11 protein-coding genes are annotated in these 18638 nt (G+C 57.9%); 7 read left to right on the plus strand and 4 right to left on the minus strand.

Annotated features, from left to right (window positions below):
• Window positions 1-149 precede the first annotated feature (149 nt).
• Window positions 150-1268: a cell division protein ZapE gene (zapE, locus tag QMX84_RS17490; protein ID WP_262125292.1), complete on the plus strand. Its 1119-nt coding sequence runs from the start codon at window positions 150-152 to the stop codon at window positions 1266-1268.
• A gap of 44 nt (window positions 1269-1312) precedes the next feature.
• Here the strand turns inward: zapE and dkgB are convergent, their stop codons facing one another.
• A complete protein-coding gene (gene dkgB / locus QMX84_RS17495) occupies window positions 1313-2116 on the minus strand; it encodes a 2,5-didehydrogluconate reductase DkgB (protein ID WP_262125290.1) in 804 nt (267 codons plus the stop codon).
• A 191-nt stretch (window positions 2117-2307) separates the two neighbouring features.
• On the opposite strand from dkgB, the gene QMX84_RS17500 reads away from it, so the two are divergent.
• Window positions 2308-3927 (plus strand): PvdJ/PvdD/PvdP-like protein, encoded by a 1620-nt coding sequence (locus QMX84_RS17500; RefSeq protein WP_282364393.1) that lies wholly within the window; start codon window positions 2308-2310, stop codon window positions 3925-3927.
• A 63-nt stretch (window positions 3928-3990) separates the two neighbouring features.
• On the opposite strand, the gene QMX84_RS17505 is transcribed toward QMX84_RS17500, so the two are convergent.
• The 3 genes from QMX84_RS17505 to QMX84_RS17515 are packed head-to-tail and all read right to left on the minus strand — an operon-like array spanning window position 3991 to window position 8536.
• Window positions 3991-5385 carry an efflux transporter outer membrane subunit gene (locus QMX84_RS17505; RefSeq protein WP_278940642.1) on the minus strand — a complete coding sequence of 465 codons (1395 nt, stop codon included), beginning with the start codon at window positions 5383-5385 and terminating at the stop codon, window positions 3991-3993.
• 7 nt (window positions 5386-5392) lie between these two features.
• Complete coding sequence (locus QMX84_RS17510) at window positions 5393-7363, minus strand: MacB family efflux pump subunit (protein WP_262125286.1); 1971 nt, start codon at window positions 7361-7363, stop codon at window positions 5393-5395.
• On the minus strand, window positions 7364-8536 hold the full coding sequence (locus tag QMX84_RS17515; RefSeq protein ID WP_282364394.1) for an efflux RND transporter periplasmic adaptor subunit: 1173 nt from the start codon (window positions 8534-8536) through the stop codon (window positions 7364-7366).
• 309 nt (window positions 8537-8845) lie between these two features.
• Here QMX84_RS17515 and QMX84_RS17520 point away from each other — a divergent pair, with 309 nt between their 5' ends.
• The 5 genes from QMX84_RS17520 to QMX84_RS17540 all read left to right on the plus strand — a co-directional run bounded on the left by QMX84_RS17520 (window position 8846) and on the right by QMX84_RS17540 (window position 18575).
• Complete coding sequence (locus QMX84_RS17520) at window positions 8846-9325, plus strand: sigma-70 family RNA polymerase sigma factor (protein WP_262125283.1); 480 nt, start codon at window positions 8846-8848, stop codon at window positions 9323-9325.
• A 117-nt stretch (window positions 9326-9442) separates the two neighbouring features.
• A complete protein-coding gene (locus QMX84_RS17525; RefSeq protein ID WP_153327759.1) occupies window positions 9443-10780 on the plus strand; it encodes a SidA/IucD/PvdA family monooxygenase in 1338 nt (445 codons plus the stop codon).
• 754 nt (window positions 10781-11534) lie between these two features.
• Entirely contained in the window at window positions 11535-14297 is a 2763-nt protein-coding gene (mgtA, locus tag QMX84_RS17530) for a magnesium-translocating P-type ATPase (protein ID WP_282364395.1), read from the plus strand.
• A 357-nt stretch (window positions 14298-14654) separates the two neighbouring features.
• Window positions 14655-15281: a response regulator transcription factor gene (locus QMX84_RS17535; RefSeq protein WP_153333653.1), complete on the plus strand. Its 627-nt coding sequence runs from the start codon at window positions 14655-14657 to the stop codon at window positions 15279-15281.
• Window positions 15282-18575 carry a transporter substrate-binding domain-containing protein gene (locus tag QMX84_RS17540; RefSeq protein ID WP_282364396.1) on the plus strand — a complete coding sequence of 1098 codons (3294 nt, stop codon included), beginning with the start codon at window positions 15282-15284 and terminating at the stop codon, window positions 18573-18575.
• The last annotated feature ends 63 nt before the right edge of the window (window positions 18576-18638 follow it).

An 18638-nucleotide genomic window follows, 5' to 3' on the forward strand; every position in this document is an offset into this window, starting at 1 on the left:
AGCTTGCCTCGCGATCTTTTCAACGATTAAAAGATCGCGAGGCAAGCTCGCTCCTACGCAGGGTTGGTTCAGCAATTAATCGTTTAAGTGCCTGTCGGACAAAAACCGCTGGCATACTGCCGCGTCTGATTCAGGAGCCAAACCCAACAATGAATGTCGAGTCCCCCCTCAGTGCCTGGCAACGGGCCGTTGAACAGCAAGGTTTTGTCCAGGATCCTGCGCAATGGCAAGCGGTGCAGGTGTTGCAGCGCTGTCACGAGGCTTTGCACTCAGGGGCTCGTTCGGTCAGAGGCGTGTACCTGTGGGGGCCGGTCGGACGAGGTAAAACCTGGCTGATGGATCAGTTTTACCAAAGCTTGCGCGTCCCGGCGCGGCGTCAGCATTTCCATCACTTTATGCAATGGGTGCATCAACGGCTGTTTCAGCTGACCGGCGTCGCCGACCCGCTCAAGATCATCGCCAAGGACTTGGGCAAGGAACTGAAAGTGCTGTGTTTTGACGAGTTGTTCGTCAATGATATTGGTGACGCGATCATTCTTGGGCGGCTGTTTCAAGTCATGTTCGACGAGGGTGTGGTGCTGGTGTGCACCTCGAACTTGCCGCCAGAACAGTTGTACAGCCACGGCCACAATAAAGAGCGTTTTGCCCCCGCGATCACCGCCATTCTCAAGCACATGGACGTCGTCTCGGTGGACGGCGCTGAAGACCATCGTCTGCACCCCGGCATTGCGCAACAACGTTATTGGGTGAAAGCAGCGGATCAGTCGAGTGTGATCGGGCAGGTGTTCACGGAACTGACAAAAGGGCAGGAAACTTCGGATGCTCCGATTGCTGTAGGCCATCGCTCAGTGAACGTTGTGCGGGCTGGTGCTGGAGTGTTGTGGTGCAGCTTTCATGAGTTGTGCGAGCAGCCGTTGGCGGCCACGGAATTTATGCAGATCTGTGATCAATACACGGTGATTTTGCTCAGCGACGTGCCTTGCCTGAGTGCCGAGCAACGCGAAGGCAAGATCGCCCGTGGTACGGAAGATGGACCGGTGAAGGTCGAGGCGGGGGATCGCGATCTGCCGCAGTTGTCGATCTATGACGACAGCGTGCGGCGATTTATTGCGCTGGTCGACGAATGCTACGACCGCAAAGTACCGCTGTGTATTGAGGCGCAAGTGCCGATGGACCAGTTGTATACCCAGGGCTACCTGGAGTTCGCTTTCCGCCGGACCTTGAGCCGCTTGCAAGAAATGCAATTGCAGCGCTTTGGTGTGCATTGACCCTGTAGCCGCAGCCTGCGGCAGCGGCTACAGGTGTTTAGCGTTTAGTCCCACTCAGGCGCAACGCTTTGCGGGTTGGTCAGGCGATGCCCGCGATCCAGCTGGGCAATCTGCGCCATGTCTTCTGCGGTCAGCTTGACCGATTGTGCCTTGAGGTTGCTCTCAAGGTTGGCGCGCTTGGTTGACGACGGGATTACCGAATAACCCAGTTGCATCGCCCACGCCAGGGTCACTTGTGCCGGGGTGGCGTTGTGGCGTGTGGCAATTTTGACAATCACCGGATCTTTCAGCACTTCGCCGTAGGCCAGGGTCATGTATGAGGTGATATGGATCCCGTGGCTTTGTGCGAACTCCACCACTTTGCGGTTCTGCAAGTACGGATGCAGTTCGATCTGATTGGTGGCGATGTTTTCGGCACCCACCGCGGCAATCGCTTCTTTCATCAGCGCGATGGTGAAGTTGGACACGCCAATGGCCTTGGTCAGGCCTTGCTTCTTGGCCTCTAGCAGTGCCCCCATAAATTCTGCGACCGGCACTTCATGTTTGGGTGAAGGCCAGTGAATCAGGGTCAGGTCCAGGTGGTCGGTGCGCAGTTTTTTCAGGCTCTCTTCGAGGCTTGGAATCAGCTTGTCTTTAGCGAAGTTGCTGACCCAGATTTTGCTGGTGATATACAGCTCGTCACGCGCAACGCCGCTGTTGGCAATGGCCTGGCCGACGTCGGCTTCGTTCTCATAAATTTGCGCCGTGTCGATTGCCCGGTAGCCCAGTTCAAGGGCGTTGGTAACCGAATCAATAACCACTTGGCCTTTGAGGCGGAAGGTGCCGAGGCCGAATGCTGGGACTGTCATGGATAACTCCTGGGTGGTCGTAAGAATGGGGTGAGTATCTACGGCTTGAACGGTGGGAAAAACCATAGCCCACGCAAAGCAATCTTGACCGCAAGGCATGAATGAATGATCCCCGTGCGGGTTAAATTTCATCGTTGAGCAAACGTTCTAGCTTGGATAACGCCTGCATTCAGGCTTGGACAGGTAGTGCAATGACGATTTCTCGACGATGGTTTATCGCCGGCTTGGCGATCACCGGCGCAGCAGCGCCTGCGGTGTATTTTGGGCATCGCGAGCTGACCCGGGTCGATGAGCCGATTACGCCCGGTGAAGCAACTGTCGATTTGGCGGACACGGCGGGCCAGCAGATCGCCGATCAATTGCGTGGACTGTGGACGATCCGTTTCACTGGCCGTGATGCCGGGCTGGACGGTTTGCCTGCGGATGACCTTGAAGTGTGGCTGGATATTGCGCCGCGTGGGCGTGGGGTGCGCGGTTATCTGGACACGGCACAGGTGCTGCACAGCGAGCAAACGCCGCGCTATCGCATTTTGGCTGACCTGGTTGAGCCGGACCCCAAGCACATGTACTGGCGCCTGACCCGCAGCGACGCCGCCAACGGTCAGCCAGATTACGAGTTCAGTTTCAGTCTTGATGAGGTCTGGGGCATGTTCGGTAACGCTGGCAGTGGCACCTTGAGTGGCCGCGTGCAGCGTCTGGACCGAGCGCTGGCGTTGCCCGAGCAAGACAACCGTTTTGTTGCGCTCAAGCGCACCTTCCCTGAGGCCCGCCAACGCATCCCGCTCAACCCCACATTGTTGCAGTGGCTGGTGTCGCCTGAGCATCGTTTGTTCCACCAGCTGTGGCATGCCTCGCGTGACACTTGGCATGAGCTGTCCGAGGACAAGCGCAATGCACTGCGCGGTATTGGCTGGCAGCCCGGTCAGCGTGACAAGGAGCGCGATGCGCGCGGCCCGCGCAAAGACCGTAACGGGTCGGGCGTCGACTTTTTTTTCATGCATCGGCACATGCTGAGGGCTGCACGCTCAATGCAGGACTTGCCGTCGTGGCCTTCGTTCCCGATGCCGCAGCCCGAGCTTGAACGCGACCGTGCCGGGTTTGCCCGTTATTTCGACAACCATGATGGCAGCGCCTTGCCGCCGACCTGGCTGGCAGAGGGCGATGACACCTACACCCAATGGCTGAGTGACATCAAACAGGCCGAGACGTATCACAGCAACTTCGAAGTCTGGGAGTCACGCTATCGGGACCCGCGCTATCTGTCGACGCTGACCTTGGGTCAATTCGGCTCTGAGGTAGAGCTGGGCCTGCATGACTGGTTGCACATGCGCTGGGCGTCGGTGCCACGTGACCCATCCAACGGCGCGCCAGTACCCTTGGCGCGGGATCCGGCAGACTTCGCGGCGCGTTGGTACGTGGCGGAAAACGATTTTCTGGGGGACCCGTTTTCGTCTCACATCAACCCGGTGTTTTGGCGGTTTCATGGCTGGATCGATGATCGTCTGGAGGACTGGTTTCGTGCCCACGAACGTTTTCATCCCGGCGAGTTGACGCGCCTGGAGGTCAACAGTGTGCCGTGGTTTGCGCCGGGGCGCTGGGTTGAAATCGATGACCCGTGGTTAGGCCCGGACACCCACGGTTGCAGCACCACACCGGGGTTAAGTGTGGGCAAAAGCGTCGAGATGGACCCGGAAACCATGAAGCTCGCGCTGCGCATTACCTTTGGCGATGACAAGAAAATTGGCGACTTGCTGCGCCGGGTACCGCGTCGGCCGTGGTATGCGCGGCATTTGGTGGTTAAGCCCGTGTGAGCTCCCAGGGAAGATCAAAAGATCGCGAGGCAAGCTCGCTCCTACACCGCGATCTTTTGGTTGTTATTGCACCTGCCAGCCCCCGCCCAACGCTTTGTATAACGCGATGCTGGCTTGCAAGCGGGCCATGCGCAGTTGCACGTGCTGGTCTTGTGCCTGGTACAGCGTGCGTTGGGTTTCCAGTACAGTCAGCATGACTTCGGCGCCAGCTTTGTAGCGGCTTTGGGCAATGTCGAAGGCCTGTTGCGCCTGTTGCAGTTCTTCGTCTTGCCATTGCCGTTGCTGGTCCAGGCCGCTGGCGCTGTTGAGGGCTTTTTCAACGTCGGCAAAGGCGCTGATGATGCTCCCGCGATAGGTTTGCAGCAGCTCCTGCTGACGCGCCACAGTTTTGTCGCGTTCTGCGCTGAGTCGGCCGTTGTTGAAGATCGGTGCGGCCAACCCGGCCGTCAGGTTGTAGAAAGGGCTGCGCAACATGTCGCCAAAGCGGTCCGCGCCTGAGCCCAATGTCGCGCTCAAGGTCAGGCTGGGCAGCATGGCCGCACGCGCTACGGTGATATCGGCCGAGGCCGCTGCCAGTTTGGCCTCGGCGCTGGCAATGTCGGGGCGTCGGCTCAGCAGTGCGCTGGGCAGCCCGCTGCCGATGTCTGGCCACTGCAATTGGGCAAATGCCGTGTCGCCCAAGGTGAGGCGTTGCACGGGTTCGCCCAACAAGACCGCGAGGGTAATACGGGCTTCCTGGGCCAGTTGCGCCATCAGTGGCAATTGCCGTTGTTGAGCAGCCACCAGGCTTTTTTGCTGAGCCAGCTCAAGGGCCGTGGCAGAGCCTGCGTCATAGCGGGTCTGGACCACGTGCAAGACGCTTTGGGCGTTGGTCAGGTTGAGCCGCGCAATGCGCAGTTGCTCGTCATAGGCCAGGGTTTGCACGTAGCTGCTGGCGACGCCGCTGAGCAAGGTCAGCTCGACGGTGGCCTGGTCAAACTCGCTGGCATTGAGCGTGTGCAAGGCGCTGTCACGGGCCGCGGCTTTGCCGCCCCAAAAGTCCACTTCGTAGCTGGCTGTCAGGTTGGCGTCAAAGTAGTCCACTGCCTTGTTGTTGTCGGTGGCGTCCAATTGGCTGTAACCCTTGCCGCGCAGCAGTTTTTCACGGTTGGCGCTGCTGGCGAACTTCACTTCGGGCAACAGCGGGGCGCCAGCAATAACGGCTGTGGCGCGGGCTTGCTGGACGCGGGCAATGGCTGCAGCCAGGTCGTAACTGCCAACTCGTGCTTGAGCGATCAGACGGTCCAGGGCCGGACTACGAAAATGACTCCACCATTGCTGGCTGCTCAGTTGGCTGGCCTGCGTGTGGGGCGATTGCCAGGCCGGGGGCGGTTGCACCGGGTGCGCGTCGCGCGGCGGGGTTTGGCTGCACGCGCCCAGCAACAGGCACGTGGTCAACAGACTCAAAGACGGCTTCATCAATCGATCATTCACTGGTAAGGGCTGTGACCGGGTCAAGCCGGGCAGCTTTGCGGGCGGGCATAAAACCGAAAATAACGCCGGTCACCAGCGCACAGGCAAACGCGCCGAAGACTGCAACCATTGAGAACGCCACGGCCACATCGCACAGCAGCAACACCCCGCCGATGATAAAGGCCAGGGTGATGCCTGCCAGACCGCCGACCACCGACAGCATCAGGGCTTCGGTCAGGAACTGGCGCAGAATGTCACGCTGGCGGGCGCCGGTGGCCATGCGAATACCAATCTCGCGGGTGCGCTCACGCACGGTCATCAGCATGATGTTCATCACCCCGATGCCGCCGACCAACAGCGAAATGGCGGCAATTGAGCCGAGCATCAACGACAGCGTGTTGCGGGTTTTGGCTTCGGCCTGGATCATCGCGGCGTTGTTGGTAATCTCGAAATCGCGTTTACCGTGGTGGAGTTTGAGCATCAATTGCTCGATGGATTTTTCGGTCTGTTTGACCTTGCTCGCATCGGCGGCGGCAATCACCACGTATTCCGGGTTGTGCGTGCCGAACAAACGCACGCTGGCGGCGGAGTAGGGCACCACGATGCGTGAGTCACTGTCTGAATCCGCTGAGCTGGCGCCTTTTTCAGCGAGGATTCCGACCACGCGAAACGGTACGTTCTCCAGCAGGATGTATTGCCCGATGGGGTTGGGCACGTCCTTGAGGACTTTGTCGCGGACCTTTTTACCGATCACCGCCACGGCGGCTGCGGCGTCTTCATCGGCCTGGCTGAAGAAGCTGCCTTGCACCACCGGCCAGTTGAAAATGGCCGGGAAATCGATGCCGTTGCCGCCGGTGTACATCGTGTGGTCGACGTTGCCATAGCGCACGCCGATCTCGGCGCCGTTGATGGGCATGATCATCTTTACTTGAGGCAAGGTCGACAGCGCGGCCACGTCATTGAGCGTGACAATCCCCAGCGGCGCCCGGGGGCGGGGTGACATGCCGCTGAGGTAGATGATGTTGGAGCCAAACGCACCCATTTCGGCCATGACCTGGCGTTTGCTGCCTTCGCCGACAGCCAGCATCACCACCACCGATGCCACGCCGATGACGATGCCGAGCAAGGTCAGGGCGGTGCGAAAGCGGTTGATCCACATCACTCGCCAGGCCGCGTGCAGGGCGTCGACCAGTTCGCCTTTCCAGGCGCCGCGGGCTTCGCTGCCTTCATTCAGGCGCTGGCGCAGGTCAACCGCTTGCAGTGCCTTGGGGTTTTCGCGGGTCGGCGCTGCAGCACCATTGGCACAGTCGCTGATGATTTCGCCGTCGCGCACCTCAATGATCCGATTGGCCCGCGCCGCGACTTCGCGGTCGTGGGTGATCAGGATCACCACATGGCCTTGGCCGGCCAGCTCATCGAGCAGCGCCATGACTTCTGCGCCGCTATGGCTGTCCAGCGCGCCGGTGGGTTCGTCGGCCAGAATAATGTGCCCGCCGTTCATCAGCGCGCGGGCAATCGATACGCGTTGTTGCTGACCGCCCGACAACTGATGGGGGCGGTTGCCGGTGCGTGTGCCAAGGCCCAGCCGGTCGAGCAGGGCGGCGGCGCGGGCATGCCGCTCGGCCGCTGGTGTACCGGCGTAAATGGCGGGCATTTCGACGTTTTCCTGAGCCGAGGCCGAGGGGATCAAATGGTAGCCCTGAAAGACAAAGCCGAACGCCTCGCGGCGCAGCCAGGCGAGTTCATCGCTGGCGAGGTGGGCAACGTCTTCGCCGGCAAACAGGTAGCGCCCAGAGGTGGGGCGGTCGAGGCAGCCAAGGATGTTCATCAAGGTGGATTTGCCCGAGCCCGACGCGCCGACAATGGCGACGAATTCACCGGCGTGGATCGACAGGCTGACGCCTTTGAGCACGTGAACTTCAGGTGTGTCGATACCGCCGTAGACCTTGCGGATATCTTGCAGCTCGATCAGGGGAGTACGCATTTAGCCTCCGTTGCCGGTGGCCGGGCCGATCAGCAAATGATCACCCTCGTTTAACCCTTCGAGCACTTGCACGCGCAGGCGGTCACTGATGCCGGTACGAATGTCGCGGTGTTCGATCTTGCCGTTTTTAGTCACCACGTTTGCGCTTTGTCGATTGCCTTCGGTGCTGCCTTGCAGCGCGACAATCGGCGCCAGCAACACGTCTTTAGCTTGATCGGCAACGAAGAACACTTGGGTGGTCATTTCTGCCATCAACGCCTGGTCGCTGTTGTCGACATCCAGCAGCACGGTGTACAGCACCACCCGCGCACTGCCGCTTTTGCCCGAGCTGGCCGGGCTGCCACCGCCCTGGCTGGCTTCATTCAGCGGTTTGGGCGGGACCGGCAGAATCTGTCGCACGGTGCTGTTCCAGCGCCGATTGCCACCACTCAAGGTGGTGAAGTAAGCCTGCATGCCCGCTTTGACGTGGCCGATATCGGCCTCGGAGACTTCGGCCCAGACGGTCATTGGCGAAAGTTTGGCGATGCGCAGAATCAACGGGGTTTGCTGTTGTGCATTGAGGGTCTGGCCTTCGCGCGCATCAAGGGCGACCACGGTCCCCGCCATAGGCGCGTAGATACGCGTGTAACCCAGCTCGGCTTCATCGCTGCGCAAGCTGGCCTGGGCCTGGCGGATTTGCGCCTGGAACATATCAATTCGGGCCTGGGTGGTTCGCACCTCGGCCAGTGCTGACTGAATGTCTTCTTCGCGGGTGGCGCCGCCTTTGGCGAGGTTTTGCTGGCGCTGATATTTCTGTTTGGCCAGGTCGTGCAAGGCGCGCTGTTCCTGGAGCTGGGCCGTGAGGTTTTCAACGGCATAGCGGCTGGCGTCGAGCTTGGCTTTTTGTGTGGACGGGTCAATTTCGACCAGCAATTGGCCTTCTTTGACTTCGTCACCCACCTCAACGTGAATCGTCTTGATCTGCCCGGAAGCCTGCGCGCCCACGTCCACATATTGCCGTGGCTGCAGCGTGCCAAGTGCCGTTACGCTGCTTTCAATGTCACCGCGGGTGATGGGCACGGTGTCATAAGCGTCGCGGCCAGTGGTCAGGAAGGGCCATGCCGCCAACGCGGCAACCATCAGTAAAAACAGGGCAACAAAGAGCGCACGGCGGGTCTGTCGAGGGCGTTTCATTCAGGGTTCCGGCCAATGGGGATCGGCCCGTCTTCGTTGCACTGGCACAAAAAGCCCGGGGCAATCGCTGTCGAGCAATCGACAAACACGGGGAGCTGTTGAGTAAACGAAGGATTTAGTTAGATATTTAGGCGTTTAATGATCTGTTTGCGACTAAATATTTCTCGGCTGTTTTTGCAACAAGCTTTAAATCTATATGAGAATTACTATAAATTACGCCAGCAAAAGTGCCATCATCATGCCGCTAACTCATTCGGTCTGTTTCTGCGCTCATGGAATGTTGCCGCGCTGCTGCGGCCGGGAGTCCTGTTGGAAAACTACTATCGCGAACTGGTGAGCTTTTTGAGTGCCAGATTGGGCAATGCTCAAGCGGCAGAAGATGTGGTGCATGACGCTTATGTACGGGTGCTGGAGCGCACCAGCGATGAGCCGATTGAACAGCCACGGGCGTTTTTGTATCGCACCGCGCTCAATCTGGTGATCGACGGTCACCGCCGCAGCGCCTTGCGCCAGTCTGAACCGCTGGAGGTGCTGGACAGCGAAGAGCGTTTTTTCAGCCCGTCGCCACAGCTGCTGATGGACCAGAATCAGCGCCTGCAACAGATCCAGCAGGCGCTCTCGGAATTGCCGGCGGCGTGCCGTGAGAGCTTTTTGCTACGCAAGCTGGAAGGCTTGTCTCACGTTGAAATTGCCGAGCGCCTGGGCGTGTCGCGCAGCGTGGTCGAGAAGCACATCGTAAATGCCATGAAGCATTGCCGGATTCGAATTCGGCAGTGGGACACGCCTTAAATTTTTTTTCCGTGTCCTCGTCCCTACTCAACAGACGCCCTGCTGATCTGCAACAGAACAGTCGGGTTACGGGTTTTTTAATCCCTCTGTTGAGGGGCAATCCAGAGGACACTGGAAATGACACAGGCAATCGCTTCGGCCGTCGTTCATGATCTGATCGGCATCGGTTTCGGGCCTTCCAATCTGGCCCTGGCCATCGCCCTGGAAGAGAGCGGGCAGGTGCACGGTCCCTTGGATGTGCTGTTTTTAGACAAGCAGGCGGACTACCGCTGGCACGGCAATACGTTGGTGACCCAGAGTGAGTTGCAGATTTCCTTCCTCAAGGATCTGGTGACGCTGCGCAATCCCACCAGCCCTTATTCGTTCGTCAATTACCTTAAAGCCCACGATCGTCTGGTTGATTTCATCAACCTTGGGACCTTCTATCCTTGCCGGATGGAGTTCAACGACTACTTGCGTTGGGTGGCTTCACACTTTGAAGCGCAGAGCCGGTATGGCGAAGAAGTGCTGGCCATCGAGCCGGTGCTGCACCAGCAGCAGGTTGAAGCGCTGCGGGTCATCTCCCGCGATAGCCAGGGCCAGCACCATGTGCGCACGACGCGTTCAGTGGTTGTCAGCGCCGGGGGCACGCCGCGCATTCCGGCCGCCTTCAAGGCGTTGAAAGACGATGCGCGGGTGTTTCATCACTCGCAGTACCTTGAGCGCATGAGCCGCCAGCCCTGCGTTAATGGCCAGCCGATGCGCATTGCAATCATTGGGGGCGGGCAGAGTGCTGCCGAAGCGTTTATCGACCTGAACGACAGCTACCCGTCGGCGCAGGTGGATTGGGTGTTACGCGGTTCGGCGTTGAAACCGGCGGACGACAGCCCGTTCGTCAACGAAGTGTTTTCGCCGGAGTTCACCGATCTGGTGTACCAGCAGGGCACTGCCGAGCGCGAGCGGTTGATCACTGAATATCAGAGCACCAACTATTCGGTGGTGGACATCGACTTGATCGAGCGCATCTACGGCATTTTTTATCGTCAGAAAGTGTCCGGTATTGCCCGCCATGTGTTCCGCAGCCTGACCAGCATTGAAAGTGCAACCTCAGACGAGCAGGGCGTCAAGTTGGTTCTGCGCAACAGCGCCAGCGGTGACGTCAGCGAGCAGCACTATGATGCAGTGATTCTGGCCACCGGCTATGAGCGGCAAATGCACCGTCATTTATTGGCGCCGCTGGCGCAATACCTGGGTGATTTTGAGGTGGATCGCGACTACCGGATCGTTACGGACAAGCGCTGCAAGGCCGGGATCTACATGCAGGGTTTTTGTCAGGCCAGCCATGGTTTGAGTGACACTCTGTTGTCGGTATTGCCGATTCGCGCGCAAGAAATTTGTGCATCGTTGTACGCCCATGACCAACATCACAAACAGGGCAGCCTGACGGATGAGCGGGTGTTGGCGGCGGCGATATAACTGCCTGTTTTAGCAGTTGACGAGCAGCGCGAGGCTACGTCCGGCTGCGTAGCAGTCGTAAATCAGGTACGCGCGGTCTTTCAGTAAAGACATGGGCTTCAGGATGTGCGATCGCTGCGCAATCGGACGTAGCCTCGCAGGGCTCGTCAACTGCTACGCAGAGATGTAGGTACGCGCAAACTGAACCCTTCCTGAAGATAAATCTGATTCATAAAACGGAAGCTTTCCTACGGTTTACTCTCCTAAATGCCGGGAGTAAGCTGCCGACGTTTTCATCAAGAGCGCAGATCCTAAGTGGGTAACAGTTCGAGTGACAGTAGTCGGCCGGTTATGAAGACCGGCGTATTCTCGGCAAGCTAACGCGCAGTTTCCCCTGTCGTTGCTTGCTGACCAGCGAGCAGCGGCATCCTGAACAGGGTTAAGACCCCGAACCCGAAGCCCTCCTCTAGACACTGAAACGTGTTGCGTAGTGCAACACGACGTTCGCGCGTGCCTCAGGCACGGGGCGCACGTTCGGCTGTGCCTCCTTCAAGGCTGCGTTGACCGTTAGGGGAAGCACCATGAAGCACTTTTTTACGCCCATTCGCCGTCGCCAGCACCGCCCAGCCTTACCAGGTTGTGTGTACGCCAGTAATTGACGGCGGGCATCAGGCCCGCTGACCGAGACTAAAAAATGAATGACGGTTCGAGTTTAAGGCGGCCTGGGTAATCACGCTGAACAGGGTGACTACGCAGGCAGCGCAGGAGTAGCACCATGAAACACACCCTGAAAGAATTCTTCGCAGGCTTTCTACGCACTCGCCACATTGGACGGCACTTTCGTCGTCTGGCCTTGCTCGACAGCCTGACCAACACCACGGTCAGCCGTGAAGTGCCGCCTACCCTGGCGCAAACCCTGGTGGCTTCGGCCAACACCGAAAGCGCGGCGTTGATCGACAAGCTCGGCACCCATACCGACGGCCTGAGTGAAGCCGAAGCGCAGACACTGCGTGACCGCCACGGCCTCAACGAAATTGAACACGAGCAGCCCCTCAGCCACTGGGTGCACTTGTGGCACTGCTACAAAAACCCGTTCAACTTGCTGTTGACCTTGCTCGCGGCGGTCTCGCTGGCCACCGATGACATCCAGGCGGCAGTGGTGATCAGCACCATGGTGGTGCTGTCGACCCTGCTGCGTTTTTGGCAAGAAGCCCGTTCGAACAAAGCAGCCGATGCTCTCAAGGCGATGGTGAGCAACACCGCTACGGTCATGCGTCGGGACTTCAGTGCAGAAGCGTCACCGATGTTTGGCAAATTCTATGGCGCGGCCCAGCAAATCAAGGGTGCGCAACGCATTGAGTTGCCGATCAAACAATTGGTCCCGGGCGACCTGATCGTACTGTCGGCTGGGGACATGATCCCGGCAGATTGCCGGGTTTTGAGCGCCAAGGACTTGTTTGTCAGCCAAGCGGCCATGACCGGTGAATCGATGCCGGTGGAGAAGTTTGCGCATCACTCTGACAGCCAGACCATCAACCCGCTGGAGCTGGAAAATATTCTGTTCATGGGCACCAACGTGGTGTCCGGTGCCGCCACCGCTGTAGTCCTGACCACTGGCAATAACACCTACTTTGGTGCGCTGGCCCAGCGTGTCGGGGCCACCGACCGTGGCCCGACGTCGTTCCAGACCGGGGTCAACAAGGTCAGCTGGTTGTTGATCCGCTTTATGTTTGTGATGGCGCCGCTGGTGCTGTTCATCAATGGTTTTACCAAAGGTGACTGGACTGAAGCCTTGCTGTTCGCACTGTCGGTGGCGGTGGGCCTGACCCCTGAAATGCTGCCAATGATCGTGACCTCGACCCTGGCCAAGGGCGCAGTGTTTTTGTCACGCAAAAAAGTCATCGTCAAACGTTTGGACGCGATTCAGAACTTTGGCGCGATGGACGTACTGTGCACCGATAAAACCGGGACCCTGACCCAGGACAAGATCTTCCTGGCGCGCCATGTGGATGTGTGGGGTGAAGAGTCCGACGACGTGCTGGAAATGGCCTACCTGAACAGCTACTACCAGACCGGCCTGAAAAATCTGCTGGACGTGGCGGTGCTGGAGCACGTGGAAGTGCACCGCGAATTGAACGTGGGCACAGCGTTCAACAAGGTTGACGAGATTCCGTTCGACTTCACCCGCCGCCGCATGTCGGTGGTGGTGGCCGAGCAGGATCAGCCGCACCAGTTGATCTGTAAAGGCGCGGTCGAAGAAGTGCTGTCGTTATGCAAGACCGTACGCCATGGCGATCTGGAAGAGGCCCTCAGCGACGAATTGCTGGCGCGTATTCGCCAGGTAACGGCGGCCTTTAACGAGGAAGGTTTGCGCGTGGTCGCGGTGGCTGCGCGTTCGATGGCTGCGGGCCGTGACACCTACAGCCTGGCAGATGAGCAGGAACTGACGCTGATCGGCTATGTTGCGTTCTTGGACCCGCCCAAGGAAAGCACCGCGCCTGCGCTCAAAGCGCTGGCCGAGCATGGCGTGGCAGTCAAAGTGCTGACCGGTGACAACGAACTGGTGACGGCCAAGATTTGCCGCGAAGTGGGCCTGGAGCAACAAGGCTTGCTGATGGGTAATGACATTGAGCGCATGACAGATGCTGAGCTGGCGGTCGCGGTCGAGACCACTAACGTATTCGCCAAACTGACGCCCACCCACAAGGAACGCATTGTGCGTTTGCTCAAGGCTAACGGCCATGTGGTGGGCTTTATGGGCGACGGGATCAACGACGCCCCGGCGTTGCGCACTGCTGACATCGGGATTTCAGTGGACAGCGCGGTAGACATCGCCAAGGAAGCGGCCGACATCATTCTGTTGGAAAAAAGCCTGATGGTGCTGGAGGAGGGCGTGCTGGAAGGCCGTCGTACCTTCGCCAACATGCTCAAGTACATCAAAATGACTGCCAGCTCGAACTTCGGTAACGTGTTCTCGGTGTTGATCGCCAGTGCGTTTATCCCGTTCCTGCCTATGTTGCCGATGCACCTGCTGGTACAAAACCTGCTGTACGACGTGTCTCAAATTGCAATTCCATTTGATAACGTCGATGACGAAATGCTGAAAAAACCACAACGCTGGCAGCCAGCGGATGTCGGACGTTTCATGCTGTTCTTCGGGCCCATCAGCTCGGTGTTTGACGTGCTGACCTTCGCCCTGATGTGGTACGTGTTCAAGGCTAATACCCCTGAGCATCAAACTCTGTTCCAGTCGGGCTGGTTCGTGGTCGGGCTGCTGACCCAAACCCTGATTGTGCACATGATCCGCACACCGAAAATTCCGTTCCTGCAAAGCCGTGCAGCGACACCGTTGATGGTGATGACCGGGGTGATCATGGCCATCGGTATTTTCCTGCCGATGGGGCCGCTGGCCAGCTACTTCAAACTGGAGGCGCTGCCACCGCTGTACTTCATTTTCCTGCCGGTGATTTTGCTGGCGTACATGGCGCTGACCCAAGCGGTCAAGGGCTTTTACATCCGTAAGTTTGGCTGGCAATAAGGGCTTTTAAGGCGTGGGCTGCGGTCATGTAACGATCGCAGCCCACGTCCCTTGGAGGCATTTTATGGCAGGCGTGTCACTCATCTTGTTAAGAAATTTCCTACATCTTGTGTGGTACTTTCCCTTCTCCTAAGTTGCACCCGAATGGTGATTATTCGCGGCTTGATTTCAATCGGGTATCGCGATGTTGCGTTCAAGTATCGGTGAGGACGCACGGGAGGTTTGTAGGAAATATCCTATACTTTCCCTTGTGTTCATAAGCACGTTAATCATGAGGAAGTTACGGTGTTATCTATTCGAAAGAATAGATTTACGCCGCGCACGTCCTGTTATTGGCAGTTTTTGGCAGGGGTTGAAATGTACAAAGTCTTGATTGCCGATGATCACTCCTTGATTCGCACCGCTGTGCGACTGCTTTTGGAGAATCAGGGTTACACCGTGGTGGCTGAAGCAACTAACGGAATCGATACGGTGCAGTTGGCGCGTCAGCATGCGGTCGATCTGGTGGTCCTGGACATCACCATGCCGGGTCTGGACGGTTTGGAGGTGATCAGCCGGATCAAGGCGTCCGGGCTGACCTGCCGGATTTTGGTGCTGACCTCCCAGGCGGCGCTGTTTTATTCGCAGCGTTGTATGAAAGCCGGTGCAGCCGGGTTCGTGACGAAAAACCAGGAACTCAGCGAGTTGCAACGGGCGGTCAGGACGATCATGGACGGTTATACGTTTTTCCCTAACCTGGCGATCAGTTCGGTTCGTAACAGTGATGCAACATTGACGGATATCGAATTGATTGAAAGTTTGTCGGCTCGCGAGTTAACTATTTTGCAGCAACTTGCAAGAGGTGTAAGTAATAAACAAATTGCACTGGATATGACTCTGAGTAGCAAGACCATCAGTACCTATAAGGCGCGTTTAATCGAAAAATTAAACATGAAGTCAGTTGTTTATCTGGCGGAATTTGCCAAACGTAATGGCTTGATTTAAATGAAGCTTTTCGTGCAGCACGGGCTATTAATCGTGTTGCTGGTTCTGGGCTGGCCTTGCGCACTGGCACAGCCATCGGTGCAATCGTTGCAGTTGTTGGGTCGCTCAAATGTCGAAGCCTACAACGTGGTGCTTGAGGCGCCCGACTGGCAATGGCTCAAACAGCACGACACCTTGCGGCTGGGCATTTCGGCACCGGATTACGCGCCCTTTGACATGACCGGCAATGATCAGGACTTTGAAGGGCTGACGGCCGATTACATGCAGCTACTGTCCGAGTTGTTGCACGTTAATGTTGACGTTAAACGCTATGCCTCAAGGTCGCTGGCGATAAACGCGCTCAAGCGCGGCGAGCTGGACTTGCTGAGCAGCGCCAACGGCTTTGAAGCGCAAGACCGCGCACTGGTGCTGAGCCAGGCCTATGCCGACGACTCGCCCACACTGGTAACGCGCAGCGCTAACCAACCGGTGATGCCGGCTGATCTGGCAGGCAAGCGCTTGGCCATGCTAGATCACTATCTGCCTCCACAAGAAGTCCGGGCGTTTTACCCCAAAGCCGAGTTGCAGCTTTATCCCTCAACACTGAGTGCTATTGGCGCTGTGGCGTTTGGTCAGGCTGATGCTTACCTGGGGGACTTCATCAGCGCCAACTACCTGATCAATAAGAACTACCTCAACAATGTGCAATTGGCCGACTTCTCGCGCATCGATGTCAGCCCTTTTGCGTTTGCGCTGGCGCGCGATAACGCCCGGTTGCTGCGCATAGTCAATGCGGGGCTGGCGGCGATTCCGGCCAGTGAGCGGATGACGATTCTGCGCCGCTGGAGTTCGGAGGGGCCGCAAGTGAGTAGCCATTCGCGGCTGAACCTGACCGCCAGCGAACAGCATTGGCTGGATGCGCATCCGCGCCTGCGGGTGGCGATCAATGATCAATACTTGCCGCTGTCGTTTATTGACGAGCAGGGTGTGTTTAAAGGCGTCAGCGCCGATGTGCTGTTTAATATCAGCGCGCGCACCGGTATTGAGTTCGAGGTGGTTAAAGGCGACTCGGTGCAAGACCTGATCGGTCTGGTCAGCAGCGGCAAAGCCGATGTCATCGGCGCCTTCACCCCTAGCGTCTATCGCGAAGCGCAGTTGCTGTTTACCCGGCCTTATCTGACCACGCCGTTTGTGCTGGTGACCTCTACCCGACTTGAGAGCCCTGACACCCTGGATGAGATGGCGGGCCAGCGCCTGGTGCTGGTGCGAGGCAATGTGTTGCGCGAGTTTGTATTGCGGCACTACCCCCGCATCCAACTGCTGGAGGCAGACAACGCTGCCGATGCCATGGCGATGGTGGTCGCAGGCAAGGCGGATGGCGCCATTAACGCGTTGATTAGTGCGCGCTACATGATTTCACGGCGTTTTAACGGGCAGTTGCACATCACCAGTACGGTGGGTACTCAGCCTGCACAGATTGGTTTTGCCACTGCGCTCGATGCTCCTGAGTTGCATGGAATTCTGGACAAGGCGTTGCTGAGTATTTCTCCTGAAGACATGAGCGTGCTGACCAACCGCTGGCGCAATGACTCGCCGGAGGGCGAAAGTTATTGGTTGCGTAATCGGGCTGCGATTCTCCAGGGCTTTGCCATTGCAGCAGTGCTGCTGTTGCTCGCGTTTGGCTGGATTGCCTATTTGCGTCGCAGTGTCGCCAGGCGCCAGCAATTGCTGGAGCAAGTGCAAACTGCCAAGCAACAGGCCGATGAGGCGAACCGCGCCAAAACCACGTTTTTAGCCACCATGAGCCATGAAATCCGCACGCCCATGAATGCAGTGATCGGCATGCTTGAGTTGGCGATGAAAAAAGCTGATCAGGGCGTTATGGACCGGCTGGCCATTGAGGTGGCGTCGGGGGCTGCTCGCGAACTGCTGGAGTTGATCGGCGATATTCTGGACATCGCGCGCATTGAGTCCGGGCATCTGTCATTGAGCCCCAAACGCGCCAATGTGCAGGCGTTGGTGATGTCGGTCGTGCGTATGTTTGATGGTTTGGCCCGGCAGAAACATCTGAGCCTGGTGTATGAACCCGCTACATCGGCTGCAGACATCGACGTGTTGATCGACCCGATGCGCTTTAAACAAATTGTTTCCAATGTACTGAGCAATGCCATCAAGTTTACCGAGCAGGGTGAAGTCCGTCTGACGTTGAACGTGCAGCCTCACCCTGACGGGTCGCAGGTAGAGATTGGTATACGGGTTGATGACACCGGAGCAGGTATTGGCGAGGAGGATCTACGTCGACTGTTTAGCCCGTTTGTCCAAGCCAGCAACAATCATCAATCGGCTCGCAGCGGCTCAGGGCTGGGGCTGGTGATTTGCCGCACGCTTTGCGAAATGATGGGCGGGACGATTCAGATGAGCAGTGAGCTGGGCAAAGGCACTCACGTTGTTATCAGCCTCAATGTGCCGCGCCTTGAACCCGATGCCGGGCAAGCAGATGACGAGGTAGAAGGGCTGGCCTCGCCGGGCTCGATGAGCATTCTGGTGGTGGACGACTACCCGGCCAACCGGATGCTGCTGGCTCAACAATTGAGTTACCTGGGGCACCGTGTCATTGATGCCGAGAACGGTGCTCAAGGCCTGGTGGCGTGGCGCGCGGGCAGGTTTGACGTGGTCATTACCGATTGCAACATGCCGGTCATGAATGGCTACGATTTGGCCCGCGCCATACGCAGCGACGAGGCTGGGCGGGCGCTTGAACCATGCCTTGTTTTGGGCCTGACGGCCAATGCCCAGCCCGAAGAAATTGAACGTTGTCGGCAAGCGGGGATGGATCAGTGTCTGTTCAAGCCGATCAGCCTGCAGGACTTGAGTCTGTGCCTGGCCTTCGGAACTCCAGGTCCTGCAAACGTGTCTTACGCCGAACCGCTTGCCGAAGGCCACGATAAAATTGACTTGGCCTACCTCCAACAATTGGCTCAGTGCGATGACGCGTTGGTGCATCAGTTGCTGACGGAGATGGCCGTCAATACCGAAGAGGATCTTGTGCAGTTGATGCAGCTTTTTGTCAGCGATGATTTTCAAGGGCTGGCTGCGCTGGCGCACAAGATCAAAGGAGCTGTTGCACTGGTCCAGGCCAAAGGCTTGATGCGTTGTTGCGAGCAACTTGAGGCCGCGAGCGCTTTGGCCGATCCGGCGTTAATTCTCCCGTGTGTGGATGCGCTGCATGCAGAGATGGAGCGCTTTGCCCGCGCTCTGGAGGAGCACATGCAGCATCAGGGGGGGCGCAGTGATCTGGAGACAGGCGGGGCTTGAAAAACAAGACACCCCACCTATTAATCGTTGAAACGGGCTGTTTTGTTTAAACATTCAACGCAA

The sequence above is a fragment of the Pseudomonas sp. PS01297 genome, assembly GCF_029959305.1.
Classification (GTDB): Bacteria; Pseudomonadota; Gammaproteobacteria; order Pseudomonadales; family Pseudomonadaceae; genus Aquipseudomonas; species Aquipseudomonas helleri.